This is a genomic window from [Actinomadura] parvosata subsp. kistnae (assembly GCF_900323885.1).
Lineage (GTDB): Bacteria > Actinomycetota > Actinomycetes > Streptosporangiales > Streptosporangiaceae > Nonomuraea > Nonomuraea composti.
Genome location: NZ_OOHJ01000008.1, coordinates 113,263 through 137,421, shown reverse-complemented (window position 1 = coordinate 137,421; position 24,159 = coordinate 113,263). Strand labels below are relative to the sequence as shown.

Sequence of the window (24,159 nt, the reverse complement as noted above, 5' to 3'; positions counted from 1 at the left end):
GAAGTGCCCTATGTCACAGGAGGGGAGCCGCTTCCGGCGGCTTTCCAGTGGCTTTTCCGGCCCGCGCGTGCATAATCCGGCCGCAGGAGGGACAGGAACGAGCACATGGACGCCCCCTCCGAGATCAATCCCGCCGGCCCGGCCCAGGCGCACGACGGCGGGCATCCCAGCCTCAAGCGGGTGATGGGCCCCGGCCTGCTGCTGTTCTTCATCATCGGCGACATCCTCGGCACCGGCATCTACGCCCTGACGGGCCAGGTCGCCGGCGAGGTCGGGGGAGCGGCCTGGCTGCCGTTCGCCATCGCCTTCGTGGTCGCCGCGATCACCGCCTGCTCCTACCTGGAGTTGGTCACGAAGTACCCGCAGGCGGCGGGCGCCGCGCTCTACGTGCATAAGGCGTTCCGCCTGCACATCGTCACCTTCCTCGTGTGCTTCACCGTGATGTGCTCCGGCATCACCTCCGCCTCGGCGGCCTCGCGCGCCTTCGCCGCGAACCTCGCCGCCGGCTTCGGCCTCGACGTCGGCAACGGCGTCATCCTGGCCATCGCCCTGGGCTTCATGCTGCTGGTCCTGGCCGTGAACCTGCGCGGCGTCGGCGAGAGCGTCAAGATCAACGTCGTGCTGACCGCGATCGAGCTGTCCGGCCTGCTGCTCGTCATCCTGCTCAGCCTGTGGTTCATCGCCGGCGGCAACGCCGACTTCTCCCGCGTCGTCGCCTTCGAGACCGCGGCCGACAAGAGCGTGTTCCTGGCCGTGAGCACCGCGACGTCGCTGGCCTTCTTCGCCATGGTGGGGTTCGAGGACTCCGTGAACATGGCCGAGGAGACCAAGGACCCCTCGCGGATCTTCCCCCGCATCATGCTCACCGGGCTTGGCGTCACCGGGCTGATCTACGTCCTGGTGTCCATCTGCGCCGTCGCCGTGGTGCCCGTCGGCCGGCTCGCCGAGAGCGAGACGCCGCTGGCCACCGTGGTGCAGACGGCCACCCCCGGCTTCCCGATCGCCGACCTGCTGCCGTTCATCTCGATGTTCGCCGTCGCGAACTCCGCGCTGATCAACATGCTGATGGCCAGCCGGCTGCTGTACGGGATGAGCAAGCAGGGGGTGCTGCCCGGCTTCCTGTCGAAGGTGCACCCCACGCGGCGCACGCCGGAGGCGTCGATCATGTTCACCACGGTCATCGCCCTGGGGCTGATCACCTTCGTCTCGCTCGACCCCGAGAGCCCGGTCGTGGCGCTGCTGGGCGGCACCACCTCGCTGCTCCTGCTCGCCGTCTTCGCCGCCGTCAACCTGTCCGTCCTCGTCCTGCGCCGGGACCGCGCCGACTTCAAGCACTTCAGCGCGGGCCGCGTCCTGCCCGTGCTCGGCACCATCACGTGCCTCTACCTCGTGCTGCCCTGGTCGTCGGGGCGCCCGGCCGGCCAGTACGAGATCGCGGGCGTGCTCCTGGCGATCGGGCTGGTCCTGTGGGCGCTCACCTGGTTCGCCCACCACCGCCGCCAGGCGGACCGCTGACGGCTCACCTGACGGTCGCGTCCACCAGGAGGAACGACAGCACGCCGGTCGCCAGCAGGGCCGCGTACAACGCGATCACGCCGACGACCACGAGCACGCGCCGCCACGCGCCGCGCCCGCGAGGGGGCGGCGCGTCGCGCTCCGCCCCCTCTGACATGCTCAAACGCTAACAGTCCCGGCTCAGCCACGCACGGTGGTGACGCGCAGGCGCGGGTCCGCCCTGATCTCCGCCTCCGTGAACCGCTCCGTCACCCACTGCCCGCGCGAGAACAGCGCCGTCTGGTCGGCGTGGTGCGGCGAGGACGCGTTCGCGGACAGGGAGTAGGTCAGGATCGTGCGGGTGCGCGGGCCGGACGGGGTGAGCTCCACGGCCATCATGAAGCTGGAGCCGGTGTCCACGTCCGGGTAACGCCCGTCCGCGCCGAGCCGGCCGCGCGACCGGATCCGGTCGAAACAGCCCTCCGCCTCGGTGCAGCCGGGGATCGCCACCGACGCGTACCGCTGGGCCTGGCCTGGGGTGAGGGTCAGCGGGATGCCGTCCGACACGAACCGCTGCACGACGTCCGCCAGCGAGCGCAGCACGTACGGGTCGTCGCGCTTGAGCCCGCGCGGCGTGGTCAGCGGGTGCTCCGGGTCGAACGGCACCTTCCACCACTGCTGGAAGGGCTCGCCCGGCTTGTGGGGGCGCTCCAGGCCGGTGTAGAACTCGCGCCACAGGATCGCCCCCGCACCGTCCAGCGTGGCCCGCCCGTCCCAGGCCGCCAGCGTCCGGCACGCCTGCCGCAGGTCCACCCGCCGCCCGTCGGACGCGGTCGCCGACGGGTGGGCGCGGCAGATCGCCGCCACGTCCGCGCGCATCATCTCGAACGTGAGGTTCCGCTTGCCCTGCGCGGTGGCCTGCAACGTCTCCAGCGTGAAGCCCGGCGCGCCGAGCCCGTCCGCGCCGGACAGCCGGCGGGCGATCATGTCCAGGCTGACGCGGGGACGCGGCTCCACGTCCGTCCTGCTCGGGCCCCACACCTTGGCGTACGAGGTGAGCGGCGCCGCCGGGTTCGTCATCCAGGGGCTGTTGTTGGAGTTGGCCACGTAGTCCGCCCGCGTCAGCCTCGGCTGGGCGGCCGGCCCGAAGATGCCCGGCACGACGGCGTCGCGGTCCCTGCCCCACAGGCAGGCGGAGGTGGAGCCGTCCAGCACGTACGCCTCCAGCGACGGATCAGGCGACGGCACCGTGCAGCGCTCCGCCTGGGCGTCGGTGACGTGCGGGACGGCCGAGGCGTCGGCGAACGTCGCGCTCCCGCTCACGTCGGTGGCCAGCGTGTAGACGAACGCCATGCCCTGGTGGGCGTCCTGGGCGGCACGCAGCCCGGCCACGTCGCGGGCCTTGCCCATGGCCAGCCACTCGTCGGCCGAGCGCAGGTTCGCGGCGTTGACGTCGGCCAGCGCGTACGCGTACCCGTCGCCGCGGCCCGCGGCCAGGACGGGGCCGTAGCGGGAGGTGTAGAGGGTGCGGCGCGCCACGGTGCCGTCCTGGAGCGGCACCTCGACCACCTGGCGGCCGATCGGCTCGGCCCGGCCGTCCACCAGGTAGGCGCCGTCGCCGGCGAGCTTCAGCCGGTAGAGGGTGTAGCGCTGGGCGTGGGAGACGGTGTGGGTCCAGGCGACGCGCGCGTTGTGGCCGATCTGGACGACCGGGGTGCCGTACAGGCTGCCGCCGGAGACGTCGAGCACGCCGGGGATGGTGAGTTGCACCTGGTAGAAGCGGCGGATCCCGGTCCAGGGGAAGTGCGGGTCGGCCAGGAGCATGCCGTGGCCGCTCCGCGTCGCCCGGCGGCCCAGCGCCCAGCCGTTGCTGCCCGGCGGCGCGGGCGCCGCGGCTTCCTCCGGCTTTCCGGCCTTTTCCGGGCCCCGGTCTTTTCCGGCGCCCCGGTCTTCTCCGGCTCCTCGCCGCCGGCTATCGCCTCCTTGAGCGGGGAACTGCCCGCCATGCGGTTGAGGTCGAGGAGGTTGGCCCAGATGTCGTCGGCGGTGATCGGGCCGACCCACGACTTGCCCCGGCAGGCCGGGTCGGGCAGGTTCGCCACGCCCGTCTCCTCCAGGTAGCGGTTGTAGCCGGCCACGTAACCGGCCACCAGCTCGCGCAGCTCGGCGCTCGGGCCCAGCGGGGGCGGCTGGGCCAGCACGCGCCGGATCACGCCGGAGGCGGCGACGCCGCGGTAGTAGACGTCGCTGGTGAGGTTGTCGACCGGGCGGACGGCGTCGTCCGACTGCTCCTTCGGCCCGAAGGTGCGCGAGCGCTCACCGCGTAACGTGATCACCCAGGAGGCCAGGACGCACAGGTTGTCCTGGGCGAAGGCGTAGCCGTAGCCGAACCCGAGGCCGCCGTGGTCCTTGGCGGTCACGTGCGGGATGCCGTACTCGGTGCGGCGGATCTCGGCGGTGTAACGGGCGGCGGCGGTCGGGGCGTTCACCAGGGACGTCGCCGCCAGCGACAGCGCCGTCACCATGGACAGCAGTTTCATGGGGCTCCTACTCGAAACGCGCGTTGTCCGGCGCGGTCAGATGCCGCAGCAGCGGCACGGCCATGAGGATCACCAGCAGGGACGCGGCCAGCCCGCCCCCGACGGTCGCGAAGTAGACCGGCCCGGGCACGGCCATGGAGGCGCCCTTCATCGCGAGCCGGTCGACGAACGGCCCCGCCACCCCGAACCCGGCGCAAGCGGCGACGGCGGCGGCCAGGACGAGCGGGAGCGCCGACTCCAGCAGCACCACCGCGGCCAGCGTGCGGGCCGGCGTGCCCGCCAGCCGCAGCAGGGTGAACGGCTGCCGGCGCTCCATCAGCCCGCCGCCGACCGCCACCACGAGGCTGCACCCGCCGGCGAGCAGGGTCAGCGCGACCATGGCCAGCGCGATGTTCTCGGCCTGCGTGAACACCGTCGCCCTGGCCTGGGCGACCTCGGCGAACGTCATGGGCGGGCCCGCGCCGTACCGTGCGAGCAGCGTGCGCAGCTCCTCCAGCGTGCCCGGGTCGTCCATGCTGACCAGGACGGCCGCCAGGCCGAGGCCGTCGGTGGAGACGGCCCGGCTCGCCGGCCCGGCGACGGGGAGCAGCCGGTCGATGGACAGCGGGTTGTCGGCCTCGACGACCCGCTCGAAGTAGCCGGTCACCGCCTGCGCGCCGGCCGGGCAGCGGCCGAGCGCCGGGTAGCGGGCCAGGCCCGCGCAGTCGGCGGCGGTGGCGGGCGGCGGCGGCCCGCCACCGGGCACGGGCCCGGCCCGGCCGGTGTCCGGCAGGGCGTAGATCGGCAGCACGCCGACACCGGGCCGGGCGCGCAGCTGGGCGAGCAGTTCGGCGCCGGCCTGCGGCGCCAGCCCGGTCGCGCCCGGGTAGGGGGCGAGCGGGACGCGCAGCACCCCCGAGAGCGTGCCGCCGGCCACCGCCTGCTGCCCGGAGATCACGGCCGGGACGATCCCGGCGATCGCCGTGCCCATGAACACCGCCAGCACGAGCCCGCTCACCGAGCGGAAGGCCGTCGCGGGGTCGGCGGCCAGCCGCTGCGCGGCCAGCAGGGTCGCCGCGCCCCTGGTCACGCGGGCGGCGAGCCGGGCGGCCAGCATCGTCAGCCACGGGCCCGCCAGGACCAGCCCGGCCATGACGAGCGCCAGCGCCGCCGCGGCGAGCAGCGGGTCCGGCTCGCGCGTGCCTCCCTGGAAGACCGGCCCGGCGAACAGCGCCAGCCCGGCCAGCAGCGGGATCGCCCGCCAGGCCCGCGGCCGGCGCGGGACGGCGGCCTTCCTGGCGGCGCCGAGCGGCGAGATCCGGACGCGGCGCAGCGACCAGAGCGCCGTGCAGCCCGCCAGGACGGGGACGCCGGCCAGCACGGCCGCGTACTGCCAGGGGGCCGGGGCGACCAGGTCGGGGAAGAAGCGGGAACCGGTGACGCGGATCAGGGCCACGGCCGGGCGTACGAGCTGGAACAGCGCGATACCGAGCAGCGCGCCCAGCAGCGCGCCGAGCGCGGCCTCGACGGCGGCCAGCACGTTCACCTGGCGTGCGGTCGCGCCGGCCAGCCGGAACGCGGCGAAGCGCGCCTCGCGGCGGGCGGCGGCCAGCCGGGTGGCCGCGTTCACCAGCACGAGCAGCGGGACGAACAGGCCGATCGCGGCCACGGCGAAGCCGACGCGGTAGAGGTCGCTGTCGTCGTTGCGCAGCGCCGCGAAGGGCGCGGTCTCCACCGCCTCCTTCGAGTCCACCTGCCGCGCCCCTGGCATGGCGGCGACCTCCTGCGGGGTCCGCCCCACCACGACGACCAGGTCGTCCGGCCCGAACAGCGCGGCCCGGCCGATCGTTCCCGCGCGGGTGCCGGGGAAGCGGTCGGCCAGCCGCTCGCGCGGCACCGTGGCGAGCAGCGTGCCCAGCGCGGGGGAGACGGCGAACTGCCCGGGGCCCGGCATGTGGGCCAGCCCGGGGATCGCCGGGGCCTGACCGCCGAGCGCGGCGGCGTCCAGCCGCTTGATCGTCCGGCCGGCGTAATAGTCCTCACGGTAGCTCCACAACGCGCCGGTGGCGGTGGCGTCGAGGGCCCAGCCGCTCGGCGCGGCGCCCGTGGTGCACTCCCAGCAGGGCCGGCCGGTGGTCGTCTGGAAGGCGTTGAACAGGGACAACGTGGTCAGCAGCACCATGACGCCGGCCGCCACCCCGGCCACGATCAGCGCCAGCCTGGCCGCCGCCTCCCCGCCGCCGCGCAGCGACAGCCGCAGCCCCAGGCCGATCATCGGGCGACCTGCCCGGCGAACGGGTCGGTGACGCGGCCGTCGCGGACGATGACCTCCCGGTCGGCGTACGCGGCCACCCGGGCGTCGTGCGTCACCACGATCACCGTCGTGCCCTCCTCGCGGGCCAGCCCGACCAGCAGCTCCATGACGTGCTCGCCGGTGAGCGAGTCGAGCGCGCCGGTCGGCTCGTCGGCGAACAGCACCCGCGGCCCGGTCACCAGCGCCCGGGCGATCGCCACCCGCTGCGCCTGCCCGCCCGAGAGCTCGCCGGTGCGCCGGCCGCCCAGCTCCGCCAGGCCCAGCCGCTCCAGCCACTCGCCCGCCCGCCGGTAGGCGTCCCTGCGCCGGGTGCGGCCCAGCAGCATCGGCAGGGCCACGTTGTCGGCCACGGTCAGCTCCGGCACGAGCTGCCCGAACTGGAAGACGAACCCGAAGGAGGTGCGCCGCAGCTCCGTGCGCCTGGCGTCGCTCATCGTGTCGAGCCGCCGGCCGCGGAACCACACCTCGCCGCTGTCGGGCGTGAAGATCCCGGCCAGGCAGTGCAGCAGCGTCGACTTGCCCGAGCCGCTGGGCCCCATCACGGCCAGGATCTCCCCTGCGCGCACCGCCAGGTTCGCCTCGCGCAGCGCGGGGGTGTTGCCGTAGGAGCGGCTGAGCTCGCGCGCTTCGATGATCATGAGTTGCGCACCATGGCCGCCAGCGCGCCCAGCCGCGCCTGCGTCACGTCGATCCAGCGCAGATCCGCCTCAAGGTGGAACATGCCGTGGTCGGCGAGCAGCGCGTCGGTCAGCGAGCCGTTCTGCTTGATCTGGGTGAACTCCCGCATGCGCCGCAGGTGCGTGGCCCGCTGCAGGTCGAGGTAGCCTGCCGCGTCGCGGCCCAGCATCAGCGCCAGCACGACCTTCGTGAACAGCACCGTCTGCAGGTACGGCTCCGCCGCCACCGGCTCGGCCAGCCACGCCTCCACCTCCCGCGTGCCGAGCGGGGTGATGGCGTAACGCTTGCGGTCGGGCCCGTCGCCGGGCTCGCTCTGCCCGGCCGTCACCTTGCCGTCCCTGGCCAGGCGGCCGAGTGTGGAGTAGACCTGGCCGAACGGGAGCGGCTTGCCGCGGCCGAAGAAGGTGTCGTAGTCGCGCTTCAGGTCGTAACCGTGGCTCGGCTCCCGCTCCAGCAGGCCGAGCAGCGCAAGGGGGACGCTCATGCCCGGCGACTATACACCAGAGGTATATACGCGGTGTATAAGCGTTCAGTCCTTGCCCGCGTACGCCGCCAGGCCGTCCGCCATCCGCTGCATGAACCGGGTCAGGTACCACTGCCAGAAACGGCCCGTGAACCGCGGCTTCGCCTCGAAGACACCCCTCCAGGCGATCTCCGTGCCGCCGCCCGGCGCCGGCGTCAGCTCCACCGTCCCCCGGTAGGAGCGGAACGGGCCGCCCAGGTTGTCGTAGACGAACCGGCGGTCGGCGACCAGCTCGACGATGCGCTCCCGCGAGACGTTGCGCCCGGTGCGGAAGATCCGGGTGTCGCCGGCCCGCTGCCGGTCGCGCGGGTCGGCGCCGCCCTCGATCGCGGCCGCGTCGATCGGCGACCAGGAGGGCCAGGTGGCGGCGCGGGTGAGCGCCTCGAAGACCGCCGCGGGGTCCGCGGAGGAACGTGAGGTCACGGTGTAGGTGTAAGGCACCGTCCGAAACTAGGCGGCGCCGCACGCCCGGAGAATGCGGGAGATTGCGGCACCATCGACCGGGCGTTGCGGGTGGCCGGCCCGGCTCAGGACGACCTGGCCTACGACCGTGCCTTGCGGTAGGCCGACGGGCGGACGCCGACGTGGCTCAGGAACGCCGCCGACAGCGCGCCCGGGCTGCCGAAGCCGCACCGCTCGGCGATCTGCGCGACGGTGAGCGTGGTGCCCGACAGCAGCGAGCGCGCGTGCTCGATCCGCAGCCGCGTCAGATACCGGAACGGCGTCTCGCCGGTGTCCTCGCGGAAGACGCGGACGAAGTGGTAGACGCTGAGGTGCGCCTGTGCGGCCAGGTCGGCGAGCGTCAGCGGCTCCGCCAGCCGCTCCCGCATCACGGCGACGGCCCGGCGGACCGCCGCGCGCCCGCCGCCCGGCATACTGTCGTCGCGGCCCCGCGACAGCAGGTGCGTGGTGAGGAACGCGGCGGCGGACTCCGCGTACAGCTCGCCGGCCTGACCGGCGGCGGGCAGCGACCGCACGACCTGCTCCACCACCGGGTCGCCCGCCCCCAGCGCGGCCGACAGCGCCTCGAAGTCCGGCTCCGGCCCGCCCAGCTCGGCCGCCGTCCGGTCGACGGTGGCGCGCGGGATGTGCACCTGCACGGTGCTGAGCGGCGCGGACGCCCGATAGCTGCGGACCGTCGAGCGGCCCGGGACCATCAGCTCCATGCGGCCGGGAATGTAGCGGCGCCGCGCCGGCCGGCCGCCCGCGTGCGTCCGCATGATCGCGTCACCGCCCGTGCAGAGCACCAGGTGCAGGTCCGACGTGCCCGGCAGCGGCAGCTCCTCCGCCTCGGGGGCATGCGTGAAGGACTGCACCAGCAGCGACCGCCAGCCCGCGTCGTGCCAGCTGCAGAAGGTGTGCCGGACGTAGCCGCCGGTGTCGGTCTCCGCGTACGGTGCCAGGTCGAAATCGCGCGTCTCGAACACCGTCCCAGCCTAGGCCGGATGCCCTCGACGCCCCTGCCCTGATCGCTGCCGAGTGCCGGCCCGCCCGCTCCTCGGACGTGGTGAGCGGCAGGCCGCGCTCGGAGCGGCCGCCGCGTCGCTCAACTGGAGCGTTCCGACGAGTCGAGCGCGGCGGCGATCGCGTCCTCGACCCGCTCGTGCACCGGCAGATGCGCCACCACGCCCGTGATCTCGAACAACCGCGCCGGCAACGGCTGCACCCCCGCCAGATGCACCACCCCGCCCGCCTTGAGGCAGTCGGTGGCGCACTTCAGCAGGACGTGCAGGCCCGAGCTGTCCATGAACGGCACCCCGGACAGGTCGAACACCAGCCGTTCGGCGGGGGCGGCCCTGGCCTCCTTGAGGTAGGCCTCGAGGTCGGCCCGGTTGGTGGCGTCCATCTCGCCGGTCACGGCGACCACGGTGACCCCGGACAGGTGCTGGTGCGCCAGCGTCAATGACGGCATCTGCGGAGTCACCGCTTTCGCCGGCGGAACTTGACCATCAATGAAGGATAATCCGCTGCGGTCGTTGGCGATATCCCGGTTTTTCCTGGTGCGATGGCAAGATCTGGCGCTTGGCGGGCGGGAGCGGTGTTCTGGCGTCCGTCCTGCTAGCCGTGGCCGTGGCCGTGACCATGGCCGACGAACGCCGCCGCGGGCTTTCCTCCGGGCACCAGCCCGAGCGCCACGACCCCGGCCACCCCCGCCGCCACGGCGCACCACACGAACCCGGCCGCGAACCCGCCGGCCCCGGCCCCCGGCACGAGGCTCGCGGCGGCCACCGTGGACACGACGGCCACCCCGATCGAGCCGCCGAGCTCGTGGAAGGTGTTGATGACGCCGGAGGCGACGCCGTTCTCGCCGGGCGGGATGTTCGCCATGGTCGTGGTGGTCGCCGTCACGAACGCCGGCCCGATGCCCAGCGAGGCCAGCACGAACCCGGGCAGCAACGTCGTGTAGACGCTCGTCTCCGGAGAGCTGCGGGCCATCAGCGCCGCCCCCGCCGCCGTCACCACGAACGCCGCCACCGCCACCGGCCGGCCACCCACCCGGCCGATGAGATGGCCGCCGACCTGGGCCCCGACCGTGATCGCGACGGCCGCCGGCAGGAAGATCAACCCGGTCTCCAGGGCGCTGAACCCGAGCACGTGCTGCAGGTAGAGGGTGCTGAGGAAGAACAACCCCAGCATCAGCCCGGTGGCCACCAGCATCACGAACGTGCCCGAGATCACCGGCCGCCGCGCGAGGGTCGAGGCGCGCATGAGCGGCGACCGTACGGACCGCTCGACGAGCACGAACGCGACGTACAGGAGCACCGCTCCGGCCAGCGGCAGCACCGTGCCTGCCGCCGCCCATCCGGCGTCGCCCGCCGTGACCAGCCCGTAGATCAGCAGCGCCGTCGCCAGCGTGACGATCAGCGCGCCGGGCACGTCCACCGGCTGTCGCCGCCCGCCCGCGCCCGCCCCCGCCGCTCCTGCCTTCGGCTCTCCAGCCGGGACGACGGCGGGCACGGCGGCCAGCACCATAAGCCCGATCGGCACGTTGACGAAGAACACCCACGCCCACCCGGGCCCGGCGGTCAGCAGCCCGCCGACGAGCACGCCCAGCGCCGCCCCCGTCCCGCCGATCGCGGCCCACACGCCGAGCGCGCGTGCCCGCCGCTCGCCGTGGAAGGTGCCGGTGATCACGGCCAGCGCGGCGGGCGAGAGCAGCGCCGCCCCGACCCCTTGGAACGCCCGCCCGGCGACGAGCGCCGCCCCGCTCCCGGCCAGCCCGCACACCAGCGACGCCGCCGTGAACAGCCCCAGCCCGGCCAGCAGCGTCCGGCGCGCGCCGAACGCGTCCGCGAGCCGCCCGCCGAGCACCATGAGCCCGCCGAAGCAGAGCGTGTACGTGGTGACCACCCAGGTCAGCGACTCCCGGTCGAGCCCCAGGTCGGCGCCTATGGTCGGCAGTGCGACCTGCACCACCGTGATGTCGACGATCAGCATGAACTGCGCCAGGCACAACAGCACCAGCACGGCCCAGCCACCACCGCCATGCGCCGCCGTGTCGTCATGATGAGCCATCCGCCACTCCTTAACTCGAACACTGATGTTCAAGTTAGCATGCCGGAACGGTACCCCGGTACCGTTTTGTTGGGAGATGTGAGTCCCGTCGGATGGCATGCTGAACTAGCGGCATCGCGCGTTCCACACGCGCCCGAACCAGCGAAGCCGCACGCTGAGACAGCGGCTCGCGGGCGGACGACCGGCCTCGCCTGCCCTTGGACGACCGGCCTTGCCCGCCCTTACTCGCCCTTCGCGGGCCCCCTGGCCGGCCGGGCGGCAGGCGGAAGCAGCAGCGACAACATCGTCTTGATCAGCACGTCCGCCACCTCCTCAGGGGCGAGCCGGCCCGCCTCCCGCTCCTGCGCGGCACTGTGAATGATCGAGAAGAACGCCGTCACCAGCCACGGCAACGGCAGGTCGTCGCGGAAGTCACCGTCCCGCTGCCCGCGCGCGATGAGCCGCTCGACCCGCCGCAGCGGCGCCTCGTGGTGCTCCCTGATGCGCTCGGTGGCCAGCACCCGATCGGCCGCGAGGAACAACCGCCGGTGCCGGTCGAGGATCTCCCACGCCGAGCGCAGCAGCCCGGCCATCGCCTCGGGCGCCGGCGCCGTGTCGATCGACTCGTCCTCCAGCACGCCGTCCGCGATGCTCACCGCGTGATCGAGCACCGCGTCCACCAGCGCCTCACGCGACGGGAAATGCCCGTACAGCGTGACCCGCCCCACCCCGGCCGCCTTGGCGATGTCGGCCACGCTGGCGGTGGGGTCCGCGCTGAGCAGCCGCGTCCCGGCCTCGAGGATCGCGGCGATGTTACGCTCGGCGTCCGCGCGACGGGCGGGTACGGGCTGTCGTGCCGCGGCCTTGACCATGACACCACCCTACGACGCCGCCCCCGCCCCTCCGGACAAGGGCACGGCCATCCGGGACGCCCGCGCCGCGCACCCCCGGCGGCTACGCTGGAGACCGGAGGCGATCGATGCGCGCACGCGATCTGGCCGTCGACTTCCCGACGGTCACCCTGGACACCCCGGCGCTGGAAGCGGCCCGGCTGCTGGCCGACCGCGACCTGCCCGGGCTCATCCTGGTCGACGAGAGCGGGCGGCCGCTCAGCATCCTGCCCGGCACGCAGGTGCTGCGGCTCGCGGTCCCGGCGTACTGCCAGGACGACCCCGCGCTCGCGCGGGTGGTGGACGAGGCGCACGCGGACCGGTTCCTGCACCGGCTCGGCGGCAAGAGCGTGCGGGAATGCCTGCCGGAGCAGCCGCGCGAGCTGCCCGTGACCGACTCCAAGGCGACGGTGCTGGAGCTCGCGGCGCTGATGGCCCGCACGCGCAGCCCGCTCGTGGCGGTGGTGGACGACGAGCGGCTGGTCGGCGCTGTCACGTTGCAGTCGCTGCTCGACCACGCCCTCCAGCTCTGAGCACGCCCACGTGGAGGATTCTGAGTACGCCCACGTGGAGGATTCTGCGCGCGCCCGCGTGGAGGGCTCTGAGTGCCGCGCGCGGGTGCAGGGTTCTGAGCACGCCCGCGTGGAGCACGAGACCGTCCGGACGGTCGGCTTCGGCGCGTCGGCCATCGCGATCGAGCCGCTGACGCACATGGAGGAGGAGACCGTCCGGGTGCTCGGCGCCCCGGCCACCGCCATCGAACCGCTGACGCACAACGCGATGAACGGCGTGACCGCGGGCATCTGGCGGGTCCGCGCCGGCCGTCGTTCAGCCATCGTCAAGGTGCTGACCAGGCGGAAGGAGGCCGGCGCGGGCTGGGAGAGCGCCACCGACCCCCGGCACTGGAACTACTGGCGGCGCGAGGCCGACGTCTACTCCACCGGCCTGCCCGCCCTGTGGTCAGGCGCGGGCGTGCGCGCGCCGCACCTGCTGCGGCTCGTCGAACGCGACGACGGCGACCTGGCCCTCTGGCTCGAGGACGTCACCGGCACCCCCGCCACCACCTGGCCGATCGCCCGCCACGGCCTGCTCGGCCACCAGCTCGGGCTGGCGCAGGGCGGCGCGGGGCCGGTGGAACGGCCGTGGACGAGCCGGTCGTTCCTGCGGGACTACGTGGACTCGAAGCGGGTGCCGTACGAACTGCTGGAGGACGACACCACCTGGCGGCACCCGCTCGTCAGCGAGAACCTCCCGCCGGGCCTGCGCGGCGAGCTGCAGCGCCTGCACCGCGACCGCGAGTGGCTCCTGAACGTCATGGAGTCGCTGCCGCGCACGCTGTGCCACCTCGACCTGTGGCCCAGCAACGCCCTCGACGTCGGCGGCGAGAGCGTGCTCATCGACTGGGCGTTCACGGGCGACGGCGCGCTGGGCGAGGACATCGGCAACCACATCCCGGACAGCGTCTTCGACCTGTACGTCCCGGCCGCCCACCTGCCGGAGCTCGACGCGGCCATGTACGGCCGGTACGTGCGGGGGCTGCGCGAGTCCGGCTGGCGCGGCGACGACCGCCTGGTGCGGCTGGCCGTCTGCGCCTCCGCCGTCAAGTACGACTGGCTGGTGCCGCGCATGCTCCAGCATCTCGACCGGCAGCCCCTGGGCTACGGCGGCCAGGCCCCCGTGGAGGCCGCCCGCCTCTACCGGGAACGCGGCACCGCCATGCTGTTCCTCACCCGGTGGGCCGACGAGGCCCGCCGCCTGTCTGACGCGCTCGCGTGACGGACGCCGCCAGCGTCATCGCCCGCCGCCCGCTCGCCCGCTGCACGCGCCCGCTCGCCTGCTCGCCCGCCGCCCGCCCGCTCGCCCGTCCGCCCGCTGCACGCGCCCGCTCGCCTGCTCGCCCGCTCGCCCGTCCGCCCGCTGCACGCGCCCGCACGCTCGCTTGCCCGCCGCCCGCCGCCCGTCCGCCCGCTGCACGCGCCCGCTCGCCTGCTCGCCCGCTCGCCCGTCCGCCCGCTGCACGCGCACGCACGCTCGCTTGCCCGCCGCCCGCTGCACACGCCCGCCGCTCGCTGCACACACCCGCTGCCCGCTGCACACGCCCGCCGCCCGCTGCACGCACCCGCTGCCCGCTGCACGCGCACGCCCGCTCGGCCGCTGCACGCCCCACGCCCGTCTGGCCAGCCGCCGCACGCTCGGCCGATGCCGGCTTGGACGTCGCGCACCGATCACGCACAGCTGTACCGCGTCGGCCAGTGCGCGATTGCTGCATGCCGATCGGCGTGGCCATCCGCGCAGCGACTCATGCGCCTCACGGCCCGGACCGGACCGGATCCTCGGACCCGGGCGACACCGTCACCCGTTCGCGTAGGGGCCGACAAGGCGGTGGGGTCGGCGGAAGGCTCGGCTCAGTGGGGTGGCTCAGCCCGGAACCCGACCGCGAAGGCCACCTTCAGGTAGTGCCAGGCCGGCTCGCTCAAGAGCCCCTTGGTGGCCGTCTCCGCTCCCTCCGCCTCGATCTTGCCGTACAGGGCCGACATAGCCTGCCGATCGCCGCCGACCAGCCCCTCCACCGCCTCGCTCCACCGGCCCGCGAGGTCCTGGACGGCCGGTTCCGCCGGGTCGGTGCCGCGTTCGGCGTGCTCGGCCGCCTCCGCGGCGAGCCCGGTGAGCCGGCGCAACCAGGAGGTGACGCCGTCCTGGCCGAGCTCGCGGTGCCGCTGCTCGAAGCGGGCGAGCTGGTCGGGGGTGAAGTGCCTGGCCTGCATCATGGCCTCCATGGTCTTGATGAGCTGGTCGATCGACGGCTCTCCTGACGCGTCGAGGGCTTCGGCCACGCCGAGGAGCCGTCGGTGCAGGGCGCGCTGGCCGGCCAGGTGACGTTCGACCTGGTCGAGCTGGCGGCGTAAGGTGTCGCGGACGTCGGTGCTGTCCAGTGCGCCGGCGATCTCGGCGAGCGGCAGCCCCAGCTCCCGCAGCGCCAGGATCCGGTACAGCCTGCGCACGTCACCGCTGGTGTAGAGGCGGTGGCCGGCCGGGGACCGCCCGGCTGGGGCGAGCAGGCCGATCTGGTGGAAGTGGTGCAGGGCTCGCACGGTCACGCCTGTGGCCGTGGCGAGCTCGCCGATCTTCCAGAGCCGTTCGTTCACGTCCGATCACCGCCTTGAGCACGACGGTAGGTCCTGACGCCGCGTCAGGTGCAAGCCCGCGCGTCCCCCTGATGAGCGAGCCGGGCGTCAACGCGCGTCCGGCTTCTCGTCGTGGCCGGTACGGGCAAGGAAGCCCGCCGCCCCTCGCGGGCAACGGGCCGGCTGGACGTCGGAGGCGCCTCAGTCGGGACGCCTGAGCCCCGAGGCGCGTAGCGTCCCCAGGCGAAGCCCTTTCGGGGTGGGGAGGAGACGGGCGAGCACCCCATCGGGTAACGGGTGGGGGATACGCAAGCACCCCATCGGGACGCCGGGTCAGGGGAGTTCGGAGAAGCGTTCCACTTGTTCGGTGCGGCCCGAGACCAGGACGATGTCGCCGTACGAGAGCTCCGTCTCCGCCGTCGCGTACGTGAACTCCTCGCCCGGCGGCTTGACCGCCACGATCGTCACCCCGTACTTGCGGCGCAGGTTGGAGCGGCCGAGGGGGACGCCGACGTACTCCTTGGGCGGGCTGGTCTTGGCGATGGCGAAGCCTTCGTCCACCTGCATGTAGTCGAGCATGCGGCCGCTGACGAGGTGGGCGACGCGTTCGCCCATGTCGTGCTCGGGGAAGACGACGTGGTGGGCGCCGATGCGGCTGAGGATGCGGCCGTGCTGGGTGCTGACGGCTTTGGCCCAGATGTCGTTGATCTCCAGCTCGACCAGCAGGGACGTGGTCAGGATGCTGGCTTCGATGTCGCTGCCGACGGCGACGACGGCCTGGTAGAAGTCGGGGACGCCGAGCTGGCGCAGGGCTTCCATGTCGGTGGCGTCGGCGGTGGCGATCTGGGTGATCTGACCCGCGAGGCTCTGGGTGATCTTGGGGCGGTGGTCGATGGCGAGGACTTCGGCGCCGCGCCGGGTGAGCTCCAGCGCCAGCGACGTGCCGAACCGGCCCAGGCCGATGACGACGACCGGGTCGCCTTTGTACTCAGCCAACGATGACACGCTCCTCGGGTAGCTCGTAGTGCCGGGCGCGCCTGTTGAGTGCCAGGGCGGAGCCCAGGGTGAGGGGGCCGATCCGGCCGATGAACATGAGGACGACGAGCAGCAGGTGCCCGGCGGTGCCCAGGCTCGCGGTGATGCCGGTGGACAGGCCCGCCGTGCCGAACGCCGCGACGACCTCGAACAGGACCTGGTCGAGACTGTACGGGGTGAGGGCGAGCAGCGCGTACGTGGCGATGCCCACGATGGCGACGCCCAGGGCGGTGATGGTGACGGCCTGGCGCTGGGCGGAGTTGGGCAGGCTGCGGTGGCCGATGTTGACCCGGCTCTCGCCGCGCAGCTCGGCCCACACGACGAAGGCCAGCAGCCCGACGGTGGTGACCTTGATGCCGCCCGCGGTGCCGGCGCTGCCGCCGCCGATGAACATGAGCAGGTCGGTGGTGAGCCAGCTCGACGGGAGCATCTGGGAGACGTCGAGGGTGTTGAACCCGGCCGAGCGCGGCATGACGGCGGCGAAGAACGCGGCCAGCACCTTGCCGCCCTCGTCGAGCGGCCCGAGGGTCTTGGGGTTGCGCCACTCGATCGTCAGGAAGGCGAGGGTGCCGAGCAGCAGCAGGACGGCGGTCACCCACACGGTGATCTTCGTCAGGATGGTCCATTTGCCGGGACGCCGCCAGGAGCGGGCCAGCTCGAACACGACGGGGAAGCCGAGCCCGCTCACGATGCTGGCGATGGCGACGGTCAGGCAGATCCACCCGTCGGACACGAACCGCATGAGGCTGTCGGGCCACAGCGCGAACCCGGCGTCGTTGAAGGCGCTGATGGCGTGGAAGACGCCGAGGTAGAGGGCGCGGCCGAACGGCTCGTCGTAGCCGGTCACGAAGCGGGCGGTCAGGACGGTGGCGGCGACGGCCTCGCACACGAGGCTGAACACGACCACCTTGCGCAGGACGTGCCGCACGTCGCTCATGCTCAGCGTCTTCGTCTCCGCCTGCACCGCGATCCTGGCCCGAAGACCTAACCGGCCGGAGACGAGCAGCGTGAACACGGTCGCCATCGTCATGATGCCCAGGCCGCCCGCCTGCACCAGCCCGGCGATGACGAGCTCACCGAACACCGACCAGTGCGACTCGGTGTCGACGATGGCCAGGCCCGTCACGCAGACGGCGGAGGTGGCGGTGAACAGCGCGGCCAGCCAGCCGGCCGACACGCCTTCGGTGGTGGCGATGGGCAGCGCGAGCAGCGCCGTGCCGACCGCGACGGTCAGCCCGAACGCGGCCACCACGACCTGTGCGGGATGCCGGAACCGGGACGTCAACGGCGTCAGCAGCCCCATCACCGCACCCCGGAGCGCCCATGACGGCCGCGACCGCCGTGACGACCTGGGCCACGCATCCGCGAACGCCTCCCCCGAACATCCGACCGGCAGTCTCTTGCCGACCCGACTTCCCGGCGCACCGCGCACTACCGTAACAGGCGTTGCCAGCGCCGGCGTACTTACGCCTCCTTGACGGGAAACCGGCGGAGAACGGGGCTCGGGACGTCATTTGCCGCCCTTGCGGAGCGCCGGCGGCTTGTGGACGGCCTCGCCGCCGCTCTTCTCGCTGCGCACCACGTACTGGGGCTCCTCGGGGGAAGCGGCGACCGTGCGGCCCGCCGCCCCCGACGCCAGCCGGGCGGGGCCGGTTCTTTACCGCAGCGAGCCGAAGAACGCGCGCAGCTCGGCGATCAGGATGTCGGGCGTCTCCAGCGCCGCGAAGTGGCCGCCGCGGTCGAACTCGGACCAGCGCACCACGTTGTGGACCCGCTCGGCCAGCGGCCGCACGGAGAAGTCCGTCGGGAACACCGCCACCGCCGTCGGCACGGTGCCCCTGGGCGCCGGCGCCCACATGCCGGGGTCGTTGAACCGCTCGTAGTACGTGTGCGCCGACGACCCGGCCGTCCCCGTGAACCAGTAGACGCTGACGTCGGCGAGGATCCGGTCGCGGTCCACGGCGTCCTCGGGCAGCTTGGCGGCCGGGTCCGTCCAGTCCTTGAACCTCTCCACGATCCAGGCGAGCTGCCCGGCGGGGGAGTCGTGCAGCGAGGCGGCGATGGTCTGCGGGCGGGTGCCGTGCAGCCGCATGTAGGCGCCCAGTTTCTCCTGCCACTCCTCCATGCCGGCCAGCCGGGCGCGCTCGGCCTCCGTCAGTGAGCCCATGACCTCGGGGTGCGGGAACGTGAGCAGCGCGTTGACGTGCACGCCGATCACGCGGTCGGGTGCCGTGCGGCCGAGCAGCGGGGCGATGAAGGCGGAGACGTCGCCGCCCTGGACGCCGTACCGCTCGTACCCGAGCCTGGACATCAGCTCCGCCAGCGCGGCGGCCGTGCGCCCGTCGGTCCAGCCGGGGCCGGGCAGCGGCCCCGAGAAGCCGTAGCCGGGCAGGGAGGGGATCACCAGGTGGAAGGCCGGGCCGCCGTCCGGGCCCGGGGTGGTGAGCGGGCCGATCAGGTCGAGGAACTCGATGACCCCGCCGGGCCAGCCGTGCAGGAGCAGCAGCGGGACGGCGTCGGGCGCGGCGGAGCGGACGTGCAGGAAGTGCACGTTCGCGCCGTCGATGGTGGTGGTGAACTGCGGGTACGCGTTCAGCGCCGCCTCCTGGGCGCGCCAGTCGAAGCCGCCGGCCCAGTACTCGGCGAGGGGCCGCAGGTAGCTCGTGGGGACGCCGCGCTCCCAGCCGGTGCCGGGCACGTCGGGGGCCCATCGGGTACGCCGGAGGCGGTCGCGCAGGTCGTCGAGCTGTTCCTGCGGGATGTCGATGCGGAAGGGGGTCAGATCGCTGTTCTGCATGGGAGCGACTGTAGGAACGATTGGTGACAGGTTCTGGCACCGTTGCGAGACAGAATGGGTGCCATGTTGGAGACCTCCGCCCGGCTGCTCCGCCTGTTGTCCCTGCTGCAGTCCCGCACCGACTGGACGGGCGCCGAGCTGGCCGGGCGGCTCGGCGTCGGGCTGCGGACCGTGCGGCGCGACATCGAGCGGCTGCGCGAGCTCGGCTACCCCGTGGACGCCACCCCTGGTGTCGCCGGCGGTTACCGGCTGGGCGTGGGGGCCGCCCTGCCGCCGCTGCTGCTGGACGACGAGGAGGCGGTGGCCGTGGCGATCAGCCTGCGCACGGCCGCGACCGGCAGCGTGGCCGGGCTGGGGGAGGGGGCGCTGCGGGCGCTGGCCAAGGTGCAGCAGCTGCTGCCGTCGCGGCTGCGGCACCGGGTCGGCGCGTTCCGGGAGACGACGGTGGCGCTGGCCGGGGCCGCCGCGCCGGCCGTGAACGCCGACCTGCTGGCCGCCGTGGCCGCCGCCTGCCGCGACCACCGCCGCCTGCGCCTGCGCTACCGGGGGCGTGGTGAGGTGTTGCAGGGGGAGGCACCGCGGGAGGTGGAGCCGCACCGGCTGGTGCACACGCCGCGCCACTGGTACCTGCTGGCGTGGGACCTGGGCAAGGACGACTGGCGGACGTTCCGGATGGACCGCGTCGAGGGGCCGCTCGGCCCGCCGGGCGCGCGCTTCACGCCCCGCCCGCTGCCTGAGGACGACGCGGCCGGGTACGTGTCGCGCTCCATCACCTCGGCCCCCTACCGCTACCGGGCCCGCATCCTCTACCACGCGCCGCTGGAGGCGGTCGCGCCGCGCACCTCGCCGGGCGCGGGGCGGCTGGAGGCGGTGGACGAGCGGACGTGCGTGTTCCTGGCCGGGTCGAACTCGCTGGACGAGCTGGCCGTGCACGTCGCGGTCAAGGGCTTCGACTTCGAGGTGCTGGACCCGCCGGAGCTGGTGCCGTACCTGCGGGAGGTGGCCGGCCGCCTCATGCGAGCGGCCGGAGAAGGCGGGCACACTGAAGGCGGGCAACACTGAATGCGGGCCCACTGAAGGCGGGCATACTGAACGCCATGCCCGATGACCTTCCCATGACCGTGGAGGAGCTGGTCGCCGCCGAGCGGAGCGGCCGGCGCCTGAAATATCTGTACTTCTGGGGACACCAGCCGGCCCGGGACGGCGGCGTCGGCCAGGGTTGCCTGAGCCAGTGGTGGCCGGTCACGTTCACGGAGGACGGGCACACGTTCGCCTCGGCCGAGCACTACATGATGGCGCACAAGGCGTGGCTGTTCGGCGACGAGGAGGCGGCGGCCAGGATCCTCGCCGCCGGCCATCCGAACCAGGCCAAGGCACTGGGCCGCACCGTCAAGGGCTTCGACCAGGCGACGTGGGAGGAGCACCGCTTCGGCATCGTCGTCCGCGGCAACCTGGCCAAGTTCGGCGGGCACGCCGACCTGGCGGCCTACCTGCTCGGCACCGGCGGCCGCGTCCTGGTCGAGGCCAGCCCGTACGACCGGGTGTGGGGCATCGGCCTGGCCGCCGGCGACGAGCGCGCCGCCTCACCCGAGCGCTGGCGGGGCCTCAACCTGCTCGGCTTCGCCCTGATGGCCGCCAGGCGGCAGCTGCAGGCCGGAAGCCGCGGGTAGCCCCAGGGCTCACGACGGGAACCGCAGGTAGCCCGGCGGCACCCCGTCCACCAGCCACACCCCGTTCGCGCTGCGCAGGAACGCGTGCCCCTCGGCGTGCATCACCCCCGCCGCCACGACCAGCACCACGGGCGCGCCCCGCCGTGCCCCCACCCGCGTGGCCGTCTCCCGGTCGGGTGACAGGTGCACGTGGTGCCGGCTCATCGGCCGCAGCCCCTCCCGCCGGATCGCGGCCAGGAACCGCCGCACCGTGCCGTGGTAGAGCACCTCGGGCGGCTCGACGGCGGGCAGGCCCAGGTCCACGGGTACGGAGTGGCCCTGGCTGGCCCTGATCCGCCCGGCCTCGATCGCGTAGCGGCGCTTGTCGTTGCCGGCGACGACCTGCCGCAGCTCGTCCGGTGTGATGGGGAAGCCGTGGGCGGCGGCGGCCCGCAGCAGCTCCGCCACCTCCACCCAGCCGCCCGGGTCGAGGGTGAGGCCGATGCGCTGCGGGTCGTGCCGCAGGTGCCTGGACAGGTACTTGGAGACGCGGATCATGCGACGTTCGTCCATCAAGAATCATGGTGCCCCGTGCGGCGCCCCGCCGCCAGCTGATTACCCCCGCAATAGCGGACATCCAGGACACGCCTTGGCGTGCCGTTGGGGCTCGGGTGAGCCGCCCAGGGTAAGGGCCGGGGCATGGACACCCAGGTCACGACGCCCGCCACGCACACGCCCCCGGCCCGCGAGATCGACGTGGAGACGCTGCGCCGGCGGCTGGAGGAGGCCGTGGACGGGGAGGTGCGCTTCGACACCGGGAGCCGCGCCGCCTACTCCACCGACGCCTCCAACTACCGGCAGGTCCCGATCGGCGTGGTCGTGCCGCGCACCCTGGAGGTTGGGGTGGCCGCCGTGTCCGTGTGCCGGGCCAGGGACGTGCCCGTGCTGTCGCGCGGCGGCGGCACCAGCCTGGCCGGGCAGTGCTGCAACGCGGCCGTGGTCATCGACTGGTCCAAGCACTGCGGCCGGGTCGAGTCCGTGGACGTGGCCGGGCGGCGGATCGTCGTGCAGGGCGGGGCCGTGCTGGACCAGGTCAACCAGGTGCTGGCGGGAGACGGGCTGATGGTCGGGCCCAAGCCGTCCAGCCACCGCGCCTGCACGATCGGCGGCATGATCGGCAACGACTCGTGCGGGGCCTCCGCGCAGGCGTACGGGAAGATGGCCGACTCCGTGCTGCGGCTGGAGATCCTCACCTACGACGGCGTGCGCGCGTGGGTGGGGCCGACCGGCGAGGACGAGTACGCCCGCGTCCAGACCGGCGGCGGGCGCCTGGCCGAGATCTACCGGCAGCTGCGCGACCTGCGCGACGACACCATGGAGCTGGTCCGCACCCGCTTCCCCCGCCTGGAGCGGCGCGTGTCCGGCTACAACCTCGACCAGCTCCTGCCCGAGAACGGCTTCAACCTGGCCCGCGCCCTCGTCGGCAGCGAGGGCACGCTCGTCGTCGTGCTGCGCGCCGAGCTGGCCGTGGTGCCCCGCCCGGCCGCCCGCGCGCTGGCCGTGCTCGGCTTCGAGGACATCTTCACCGCCGCCGACGCCGTCCCGTCCGTGGCCGCGCACCGGCCGCTCGCGCTGGAGGCCATGGACGAGACGATGTACCGGCTGGCCCGTGCCGAACGCCCGCACGACCCGGCGCTGCGCGACCTGCCGCCGGGGGCCGGCTGGCTGCTCGTGCAGTTCGGCGGCGACAGCGCCGACGAGGCGCGCCAGCGGGCCGAGGACATGATGCGCGACCTGTGCCGCGGCGACGGCCGGCCGCCGCCGTCGCACGCCTTCCTCGGCGACCCGGCCAGGGAGGACGAGCTGTGGCGGCTGCGCGAGTCGGGGCTGGGCGTGGAGGCGTACCCGCCGACCGGGCGGCAGACGTACGAGGGCTGGTCGGACGCGGCCGTCCCGCCCGAACGGCTCGGTTCCTACCTGCGCGAGTACGACCGGCTGCGGCACCGCCACGGCTACGCCCACTCCGCCCTGTACGGCCACTTCGGCCAGGGTTGCGTGCACGGCCGGCTGCCGCTCGACCTGCACACCGACGACGGGATCGCCCGCTACCGCAGGTTCGCCGAGGAGAGCGCCGACCTGGTCGCCTCCTACGGCGGGTCGCTGTCGGGCGAGCACGGCGACGGGCAGGCGCTGGCCGAGCTGCTGCCGCGCATGTTCGGCGAGCCCGTGGTGGCGGCGTTCGGCCGGTTCAAGGCGATCTTCGACCCCCGGAACCGGATGAACCCCGGCAAGATCGTCCACCCGCACCGGCTCGACCAGGACCTCGCCCAGCGGCACTTCTACCCGCTGGAGCCGCGCCGGACGTTCTTCGACTACCCGGCCGACCACGGGCGGTTCGGGCACGCCGCCACCCGCTGCGTCGGCACCGGCAAGTGCCGCAAGCACACGTTCGAGGGCGGCGTCATGTGCCCCAGCTACCGCGTCACCCGCGAGGAGGAGCACTCCACGCGCGGGCGGGCCAGGCTGCTGGAGGAGATGGTGCGCGGCGACCTGATCACCGACGGCTGGCGGTCGGAGGCCGTGCGCGACGCGCTCGACCTGTGCCTGGCCTGCAAGGGCTGCCGGGCGGAGTGCCCGGTGAACGTGGACATGGCCACCTACAAGGCCGAGTTCCTGGCCCACCACTACCGGCGCCGCCTGCGGCCGGTCGCACACTACTCCATGGGGTGGCTGCCCCTGTGGGCCGCGCTCGCCTCCGCCGCCCCGCACGCGGTGAACGCGCTCACCCAGACGCCGGGGCTGTCGCGGTTGGTCAAGGCCGCCGCCGGGGTCTCCGGGCGGCGGGCGCTGCCCCGGTTCGCGGGAGAGCGGTTCACCGACTGGTTCAAGGGGCGCGGCGTCGTCGGGCCCGGCACGCGCGGGCGGGTGGTGCTGTGGGCCGACACGTTCTCCAACAACTTCGACCCGCGCGTGGGGCGGGCGGCGGTGGACGTGCTGGAGGCCGCCGGGTTCGAGGTGCACGTGCCGCCTGTGACGCTGTGCTGCGGGCTGACGTGGATCAGCACCGGGCAGCTCGGGATCGCCCGCCGGGTGCTGGCCCGCAGCGTGCGGGCGCTGCTGCCGTGGGCCGAGGCCGGCGTGCCGGTCGTGGGGCTGGAGCCGAGCTGCACCGCCGTGTTCCGCTCCGACGGGCCCGAACTGCTCAACACGGCGCAGACGCGGCTCGTCTCCGAGCGCACGCTGACGCTGTCGGAGCTGCTGGAGCAGCGGGCGTCCGACTGGCGGCCCTCCTCCGCCGGCGGATCCGTGCTGGCCCAGGTGCACTGCCACCAGAGCGCCGTCATGGGGTACGACGCCGACCGGGCCGTGCTGGCCCGGTTCGGGTTCCGTACGCGGGTGCTCGACTCCGGGTGCTGCGGGCAGGCCGGCAACTTCGGGTTCGAGCGGGAGCACTACGACGTGTCGGTGGCGTGCGCCGAGGAGGGGCTGTGGCCCGCGGTACGGGCGGCGGGCGACTCGGAGGCCATCCTCGCCGACGGCTTCTCCTGCCGCACCCAGATCGCCGCCTCCGGCACCGGCCGGCACGGCAGCCACCTGGCCGAGATCCTGGCCGCCGCCCTCCGCGCGCACTAAGGTCCCC

23 protein-coding genes and 1 pseudogene are annotated in these 24,159 nt (G+C 73.7%); 6 read left to right on the top strand and 18 right to left on the bottom strand.

From position 1 onward, the window contains the following. The first annotated feature begins 105 nt into the window (after window positions 1–105). Window positions 106–1,515 (top strand): APC family permease, encoded by a 1,410-nt coding sequence (locus tag KIS93_RS08875; protein ID WP_222107357.1) that lies wholly within the window; start codon window positions 106–108, stop codon window positions 1,513–1,515. A 4-nt stretch (window positions 1,516–1,519) separates the two neighbouring features. Here the strand turns inward: KIS93_RS08875 and KIS93_RS08870 are convergent, their stop codons facing one another. From KIS93_RS08870 to KIS93_RS08825, 11 genes and pseudogenes are all read right to left on the bottom strand, one after another. Next, window positions 1,520–1,672 carry a hypothetical protein gene (locus tag KIS93_RS08870; RefSeq protein WP_155128030.1) on the bottom strand — a complete coding sequence of 51 codons (153 nt, stop codon included), beginning with the start codon at window positions 1,670–1,672 and terminating at the stop codon, window positions 1,520–1,522. Window positions 1,673–1,695: 23 nt separating this feature from the next. Continuing rightward, entirely contained in the window at window positions 1,696–3,558 is a 1,863-nt protein-coding gene (locus KIS93_RS08865; RefSeq protein ID WP_246005235.1) for a penicillin acylase family protein, read from the bottom strand. A gap of 83 nt (window positions 3,559–3,641) precedes the next feature. Beyond that, a pseudogene (locus KIS93_RS64850) lies at window positions 3,642–4,019 on the bottom strand (penicillin acylase family protein); the annotation flags it as partial. A 22-nt stretch (window positions 4,020–4,041) separates the two neighbouring features. After that, entirely contained in the window at window positions 4,042–6,288 is a 2,247-nt protein-coding gene (locus tag KIS93_RS08860; protein ID WP_080040581.1) for an FtsX-like permease family protein, read from the bottom strand. Beyond that, window positions 6,285–6,965 (bottom strand): ABC transporter ATP-binding protein, encoded by a 681-nt coding sequence (locus KIS93_RS08855; RefSeq protein ID WP_080040580.1) that lies wholly within the window; start codon window positions 6,963–6,965, stop codon window positions 6,285–6,287. Before KIS93_RS08855 ends, KIS93_RS08860 begins: the two co-directional genes overlap by 4 nt. Next, the gene (locus tag KIS93_RS08850; protein ID WP_080040579.1) at window positions 6,962–7,489 is read right to left on the bottom strand and encodes a PadR family transcriptional regulator; all 528 of its coding nucleotides are present in this window, start codon (window positions 7,487–7,489) and stop codon (window positions 6,962–6,964) included. The genes KIS93_RS08855 and KIS93_RS08850 overlap by 4 nt, the downstream gene beginning before the upstream one ends. A gap of 45 nt (window positions 7,490–7,534) precedes the next feature. Beyond that, on the bottom strand, window positions 7,535–7,969 hold the full coding sequence (locus tag KIS93_RS08845) for an SRPBCC family protein (RefSeq protein ID WP_080040578.1): 435 nt from the start codon (window positions 7,967–7,969) through the stop codon (window positions 7,535–7,537). Between the two features lie 101 nt (window positions 7,970–8,070). Beyond that, the gene (locus KIS93_RS08840) at window positions 8,071–8,955 is read right to left on the bottom strand and encodes an AraC family transcriptional regulator (protein ID WP_080040577.1); all 885 of its coding nucleotides are present in this window, start codon (window positions 8,953–8,955) and stop codon (window positions 8,071–8,073) included. A 119-nt stretch (window positions 8,956–9,074) separates the two neighbouring features. Further along, complete coding sequence (locus tag KIS93_RS08835; protein WP_080040576.1) at window positions 9,075–9,440, bottom strand: STAS domain-containing protein; 366 nt, start codon at window positions 9,438–9,440, stop codon at window positions 9,075–9,077. A gap of 146 nt (window positions 9,441–9,586) precedes the next feature. Continuing rightward, the gene (locus KIS93_RS08830) at window positions 9,587–11,044 is read right to left on the bottom strand and encodes an MFS transporter (protein WP_080040575.1); all 1,458 of its coding nucleotides are present in this window, start codon (window positions 11,042–11,044) and stop codon (window positions 9,587–9,589) included. Between the two features lie 221 nt (window positions 11,045–11,265). After that, entirely contained in the window at window positions 11,266–11,895 is a 630-nt protein-coding gene (locus KIS93_RS08825) for a TetR/AcrR family transcriptional regulator (protein ID WP_080040574.1), read from the bottom strand. Window positions 11,896–12,002: 107 nt separating this feature from the next. Here KIS93_RS08825 and KIS93_RS08820 point away from each other — a divergent pair, with 107 nt between their 5' ends. Together KIS93_RS08820 and KIS93_RS08815 are read left to right on the top strand one after the other, a co-directional pair. Then, complete coding sequence (locus tag KIS93_RS08820) at window positions 12,003–12,446, top strand: CBS domain-containing protein (RefSeq protein ID WP_080040573.1); 444 nt, start codon at window positions 12,003–12,005, stop codon at window positions 12,444–12,446. Between the two features lie 109 nt (window positions 12,447–12,555). Further along, window positions 12,556–13,689: an aminoglycoside phosphotransferase family protein gene (locus KIS93_RS08815; RefSeq protein ID WP_222107356.1), complete on the top strand. Its 1,134-nt coding sequence runs from the start codon at window positions 12,556–12,558 to the stop codon at window positions 13,687–13,689. A gap of 15 nt (window positions 13,690–13,704) precedes the next feature. Here the strand turns inward: KIS93_RS08815 and KIS93_RS08810 are convergent, their stop codons facing one another. The 6 genes from KIS93_RS08810 to KIS93_RS08785 form a co-directional block, all read right to left on the bottom strand. Beyond that, on the bottom strand, window positions 13,705–13,938 hold the full coding sequence (locus tag KIS93_RS08810; protein WP_186404028.1) for a hypothetical protein: 234 nt from the start codon (window positions 13,936–13,938) through the stop codon (window positions 13,705–13,707). 380 nt (window positions 13,939–14,318) lie between these two features. Then, window positions 14,319–15,059, bottom strand: coding sequence for a MerR family transcriptional regulator (locus tag KIS93_RS08805; RefSeq protein WP_080040572.1), 741 nt, complete (start codon window positions 15,057–15,059; stop codon window positions 14,319–14,321). 312 nt (window positions 15,060–15,371) lie between these two features. Further along, window positions 15,372–16,034: a potassium channel family protein gene (locus KIS93_RS08800; protein WP_080040571.1), complete on the bottom strand. Its 663-nt coding sequence runs from the start codon at window positions 16,032–16,034 to the stop codon at window positions 15,372–15,374. After that, complete coding sequence (locus KIS93_RS08795) at window positions 16,027–17,376, bottom strand: TrkH family potassium uptake protein (RefSeq protein ID WP_080040570.1); 1,350 nt, start codon at window positions 17,374–17,376, stop codon at window positions 16,027–16,029. The genes KIS93_RS08800 and KIS93_RS08795 overlap by 8 nt, the downstream gene beginning before the upstream one ends. A 207-nt stretch (window positions 17,377–17,583) precedes the next feature. After that, on the bottom strand, window positions 17,584–17,712 hold the full coding sequence (locus tag KIS93_RS67365) for a hypervirulence associated TUDOR domain-containing protein (RefSeq protein WP_080046950.1): 129 nt from the start codon (window positions 17,710–17,712) through the stop codon (window positions 17,584–17,586). A gap of 18 nt (window positions 17,713–17,730) precedes the next feature. After that, the gene (locus KIS93_RS08785; RefSeq protein WP_080040569.1) at window positions 17,731–18,870 is read right to left on the bottom strand and encodes an epoxide hydrolase family protein; all 1,140 of its coding nucleotides are present in this window, start codon (window positions 18,868–18,870) and stop codon (window positions 17,731–17,733) included. Between the two features lie 63 nt (window positions 18,871–18,933). Between KIS93_RS08785 and KIS93_RS08780 the strand changes: the two genes are divergently transcribed. Beyond that, on the top strand, window positions 18,934–19,932 hold the full coding sequence (locus KIS93_RS08780) for a helix-turn-helix transcriptional regulator (RefSeq protein ID WP_186404027.1): 999 nt from the start codon (window positions 18,934–18,936) through the stop codon (window positions 19,930–19,932). A gap of 35 nt (window positions 19,933–19,967) precedes the next feature. Beyond that, window positions 19,968–20,540 carry an NADAR family protein gene (locus KIS93_RS08775; RefSeq protein WP_155128027.1) on the top strand — a complete coding sequence of 191 codons (573 nt, stop codon included), beginning with the start codon at window positions 19,968–19,970 and terminating at the stop codon, window positions 20,538–20,540. Between the two features lie 9 nt (window positions 20,541–20,549). Here the strand turns inward: KIS93_RS08775 and KIS93_RS08770 are convergent, their stop codons facing one another. Next, entirely contained in the window at window positions 20,550–21,092 is a 543-nt protein-coding gene (locus tag KIS93_RS08770) for an RNA 2'-phosphotransferase (protein WP_080040566.1), read from the bottom strand. A gap of 126 nt (window positions 21,093–21,218) precedes the next feature. Between KIS93_RS08770 and KIS93_RS08765 the strand changes: the two genes are divergently transcribed. Continuing rightward, a complete protein-coding gene (locus KIS93_RS08765; RefSeq protein WP_080040565.1) occupies window positions 21,219–24,152 on the top strand; it encodes an FAD-binding and (Fe-S)-binding domain-containing protein in 2,934 nt (977 codons plus the stop codon). Window positions 24,153–24,159 lie beyond the last annotated feature (7 nt).

Coding starts and splice junctions, on each gene's coding strand:
- KIS93_RS08875 (WP_222107357.1), top strand. CDS start 106: ATGGACGCCCCCTCCGAGATCAATCCCGCCGGCCCGGCCCAGGCGCAC.
- KIS93_RS08820 (WP_080040573.1), top strand. CDS start 12,003: ATGCGCGCACGCGATCTGGCCGTCGACTTCCCGACGGTCACCCTGGAC.
- KIS93_RS08835 (WP_080040576.1), bottom strand. CDS start 9,440: ATGCCGTCATTGACGCTGGCGCACCAGCACCTGTCCGGGGTCACCGTG.
- KIS93_RS08870 (WP_155128030.1), bottom strand. CDS start 1,672: ATGTCAGAGGGGGCGGAGCGCGACGCGCCGCCCCCTCGCGGGCGCGGC.
- KIS93_RS08780 (WP_186404027.1), top strand. CDS start 18,934: ATGTTGGAGACCTCCGCCCGGCTGCTCCGCCTGTTGTCCCTGCTGCAG.
- KIS93_RS08775 (WP_155128027.1), top strand. CDS start 19,968: ATGCCCGATGACCTTCCCATGACCGTGGAGGAGCTGGTCGCCGCCGAG.
- KIS93_RS08850 (WP_080040579.1), bottom strand. CDS start 7,489: ATGAGCGTCCCCCTTGCGCTGCTCGGCCTGCTGGAGCGGGAGCCGAGC.
- KIS93_RS08770 (WP_080040566.1), bottom strand. CDS start 21,092: ATGGACGAACGTCGCATGATCCGCGTCTCCAAGTACCTGTCCAGGCAC.
- KIS93_RS08795 (WP_080040570.1), bottom strand. CDS start 17,376: ATGGGGCTGCTGACGCCGTTGACGTCCCGGTTCCGGCATCCCGCACAG.
- KIS93_RS08860 (WP_080040581.1), bottom strand. CDS start 6,288: ATGATCGGCCTGGGGCTGCGGCTGTCGCTGCGCGGCGGCGGGGAGGCG.
- KIS93_RS08765 (WP_080040565.1), top strand. CDS start 21,219: ATGGACACCCAGGTCACGACGCCCGCCACGCACACGCCCCCGGCCCGC.
- KIS93_RS08785 (WP_080040569.1), bottom strand. CDS start 18,870: ATGCAGAACAGCGATCTGACCCCCTTCCGCATCGACATCCCGCAGGAA.
- KIS93_RS08830 (WP_080040575.1), bottom strand. CDS start 11,044: ATGGCTCATCATGACGACACGGCGGCGCATGGCGGTGGTGGCTGGGCC.
- KIS93_RS08825 (WP_080040574.1), bottom strand. CDS start 11,895: ATGGTCAAGGCCGCGGCACGACAGCCCGTACCCGCCCGTCGCGCGGAC.
- KIS93_RS08855 (WP_080040580.1), bottom strand. CDS start 6,965: ATGATCATCGAAGCGCGCGAGCTCAGCCGCTCCTACGGCAACACCCCC.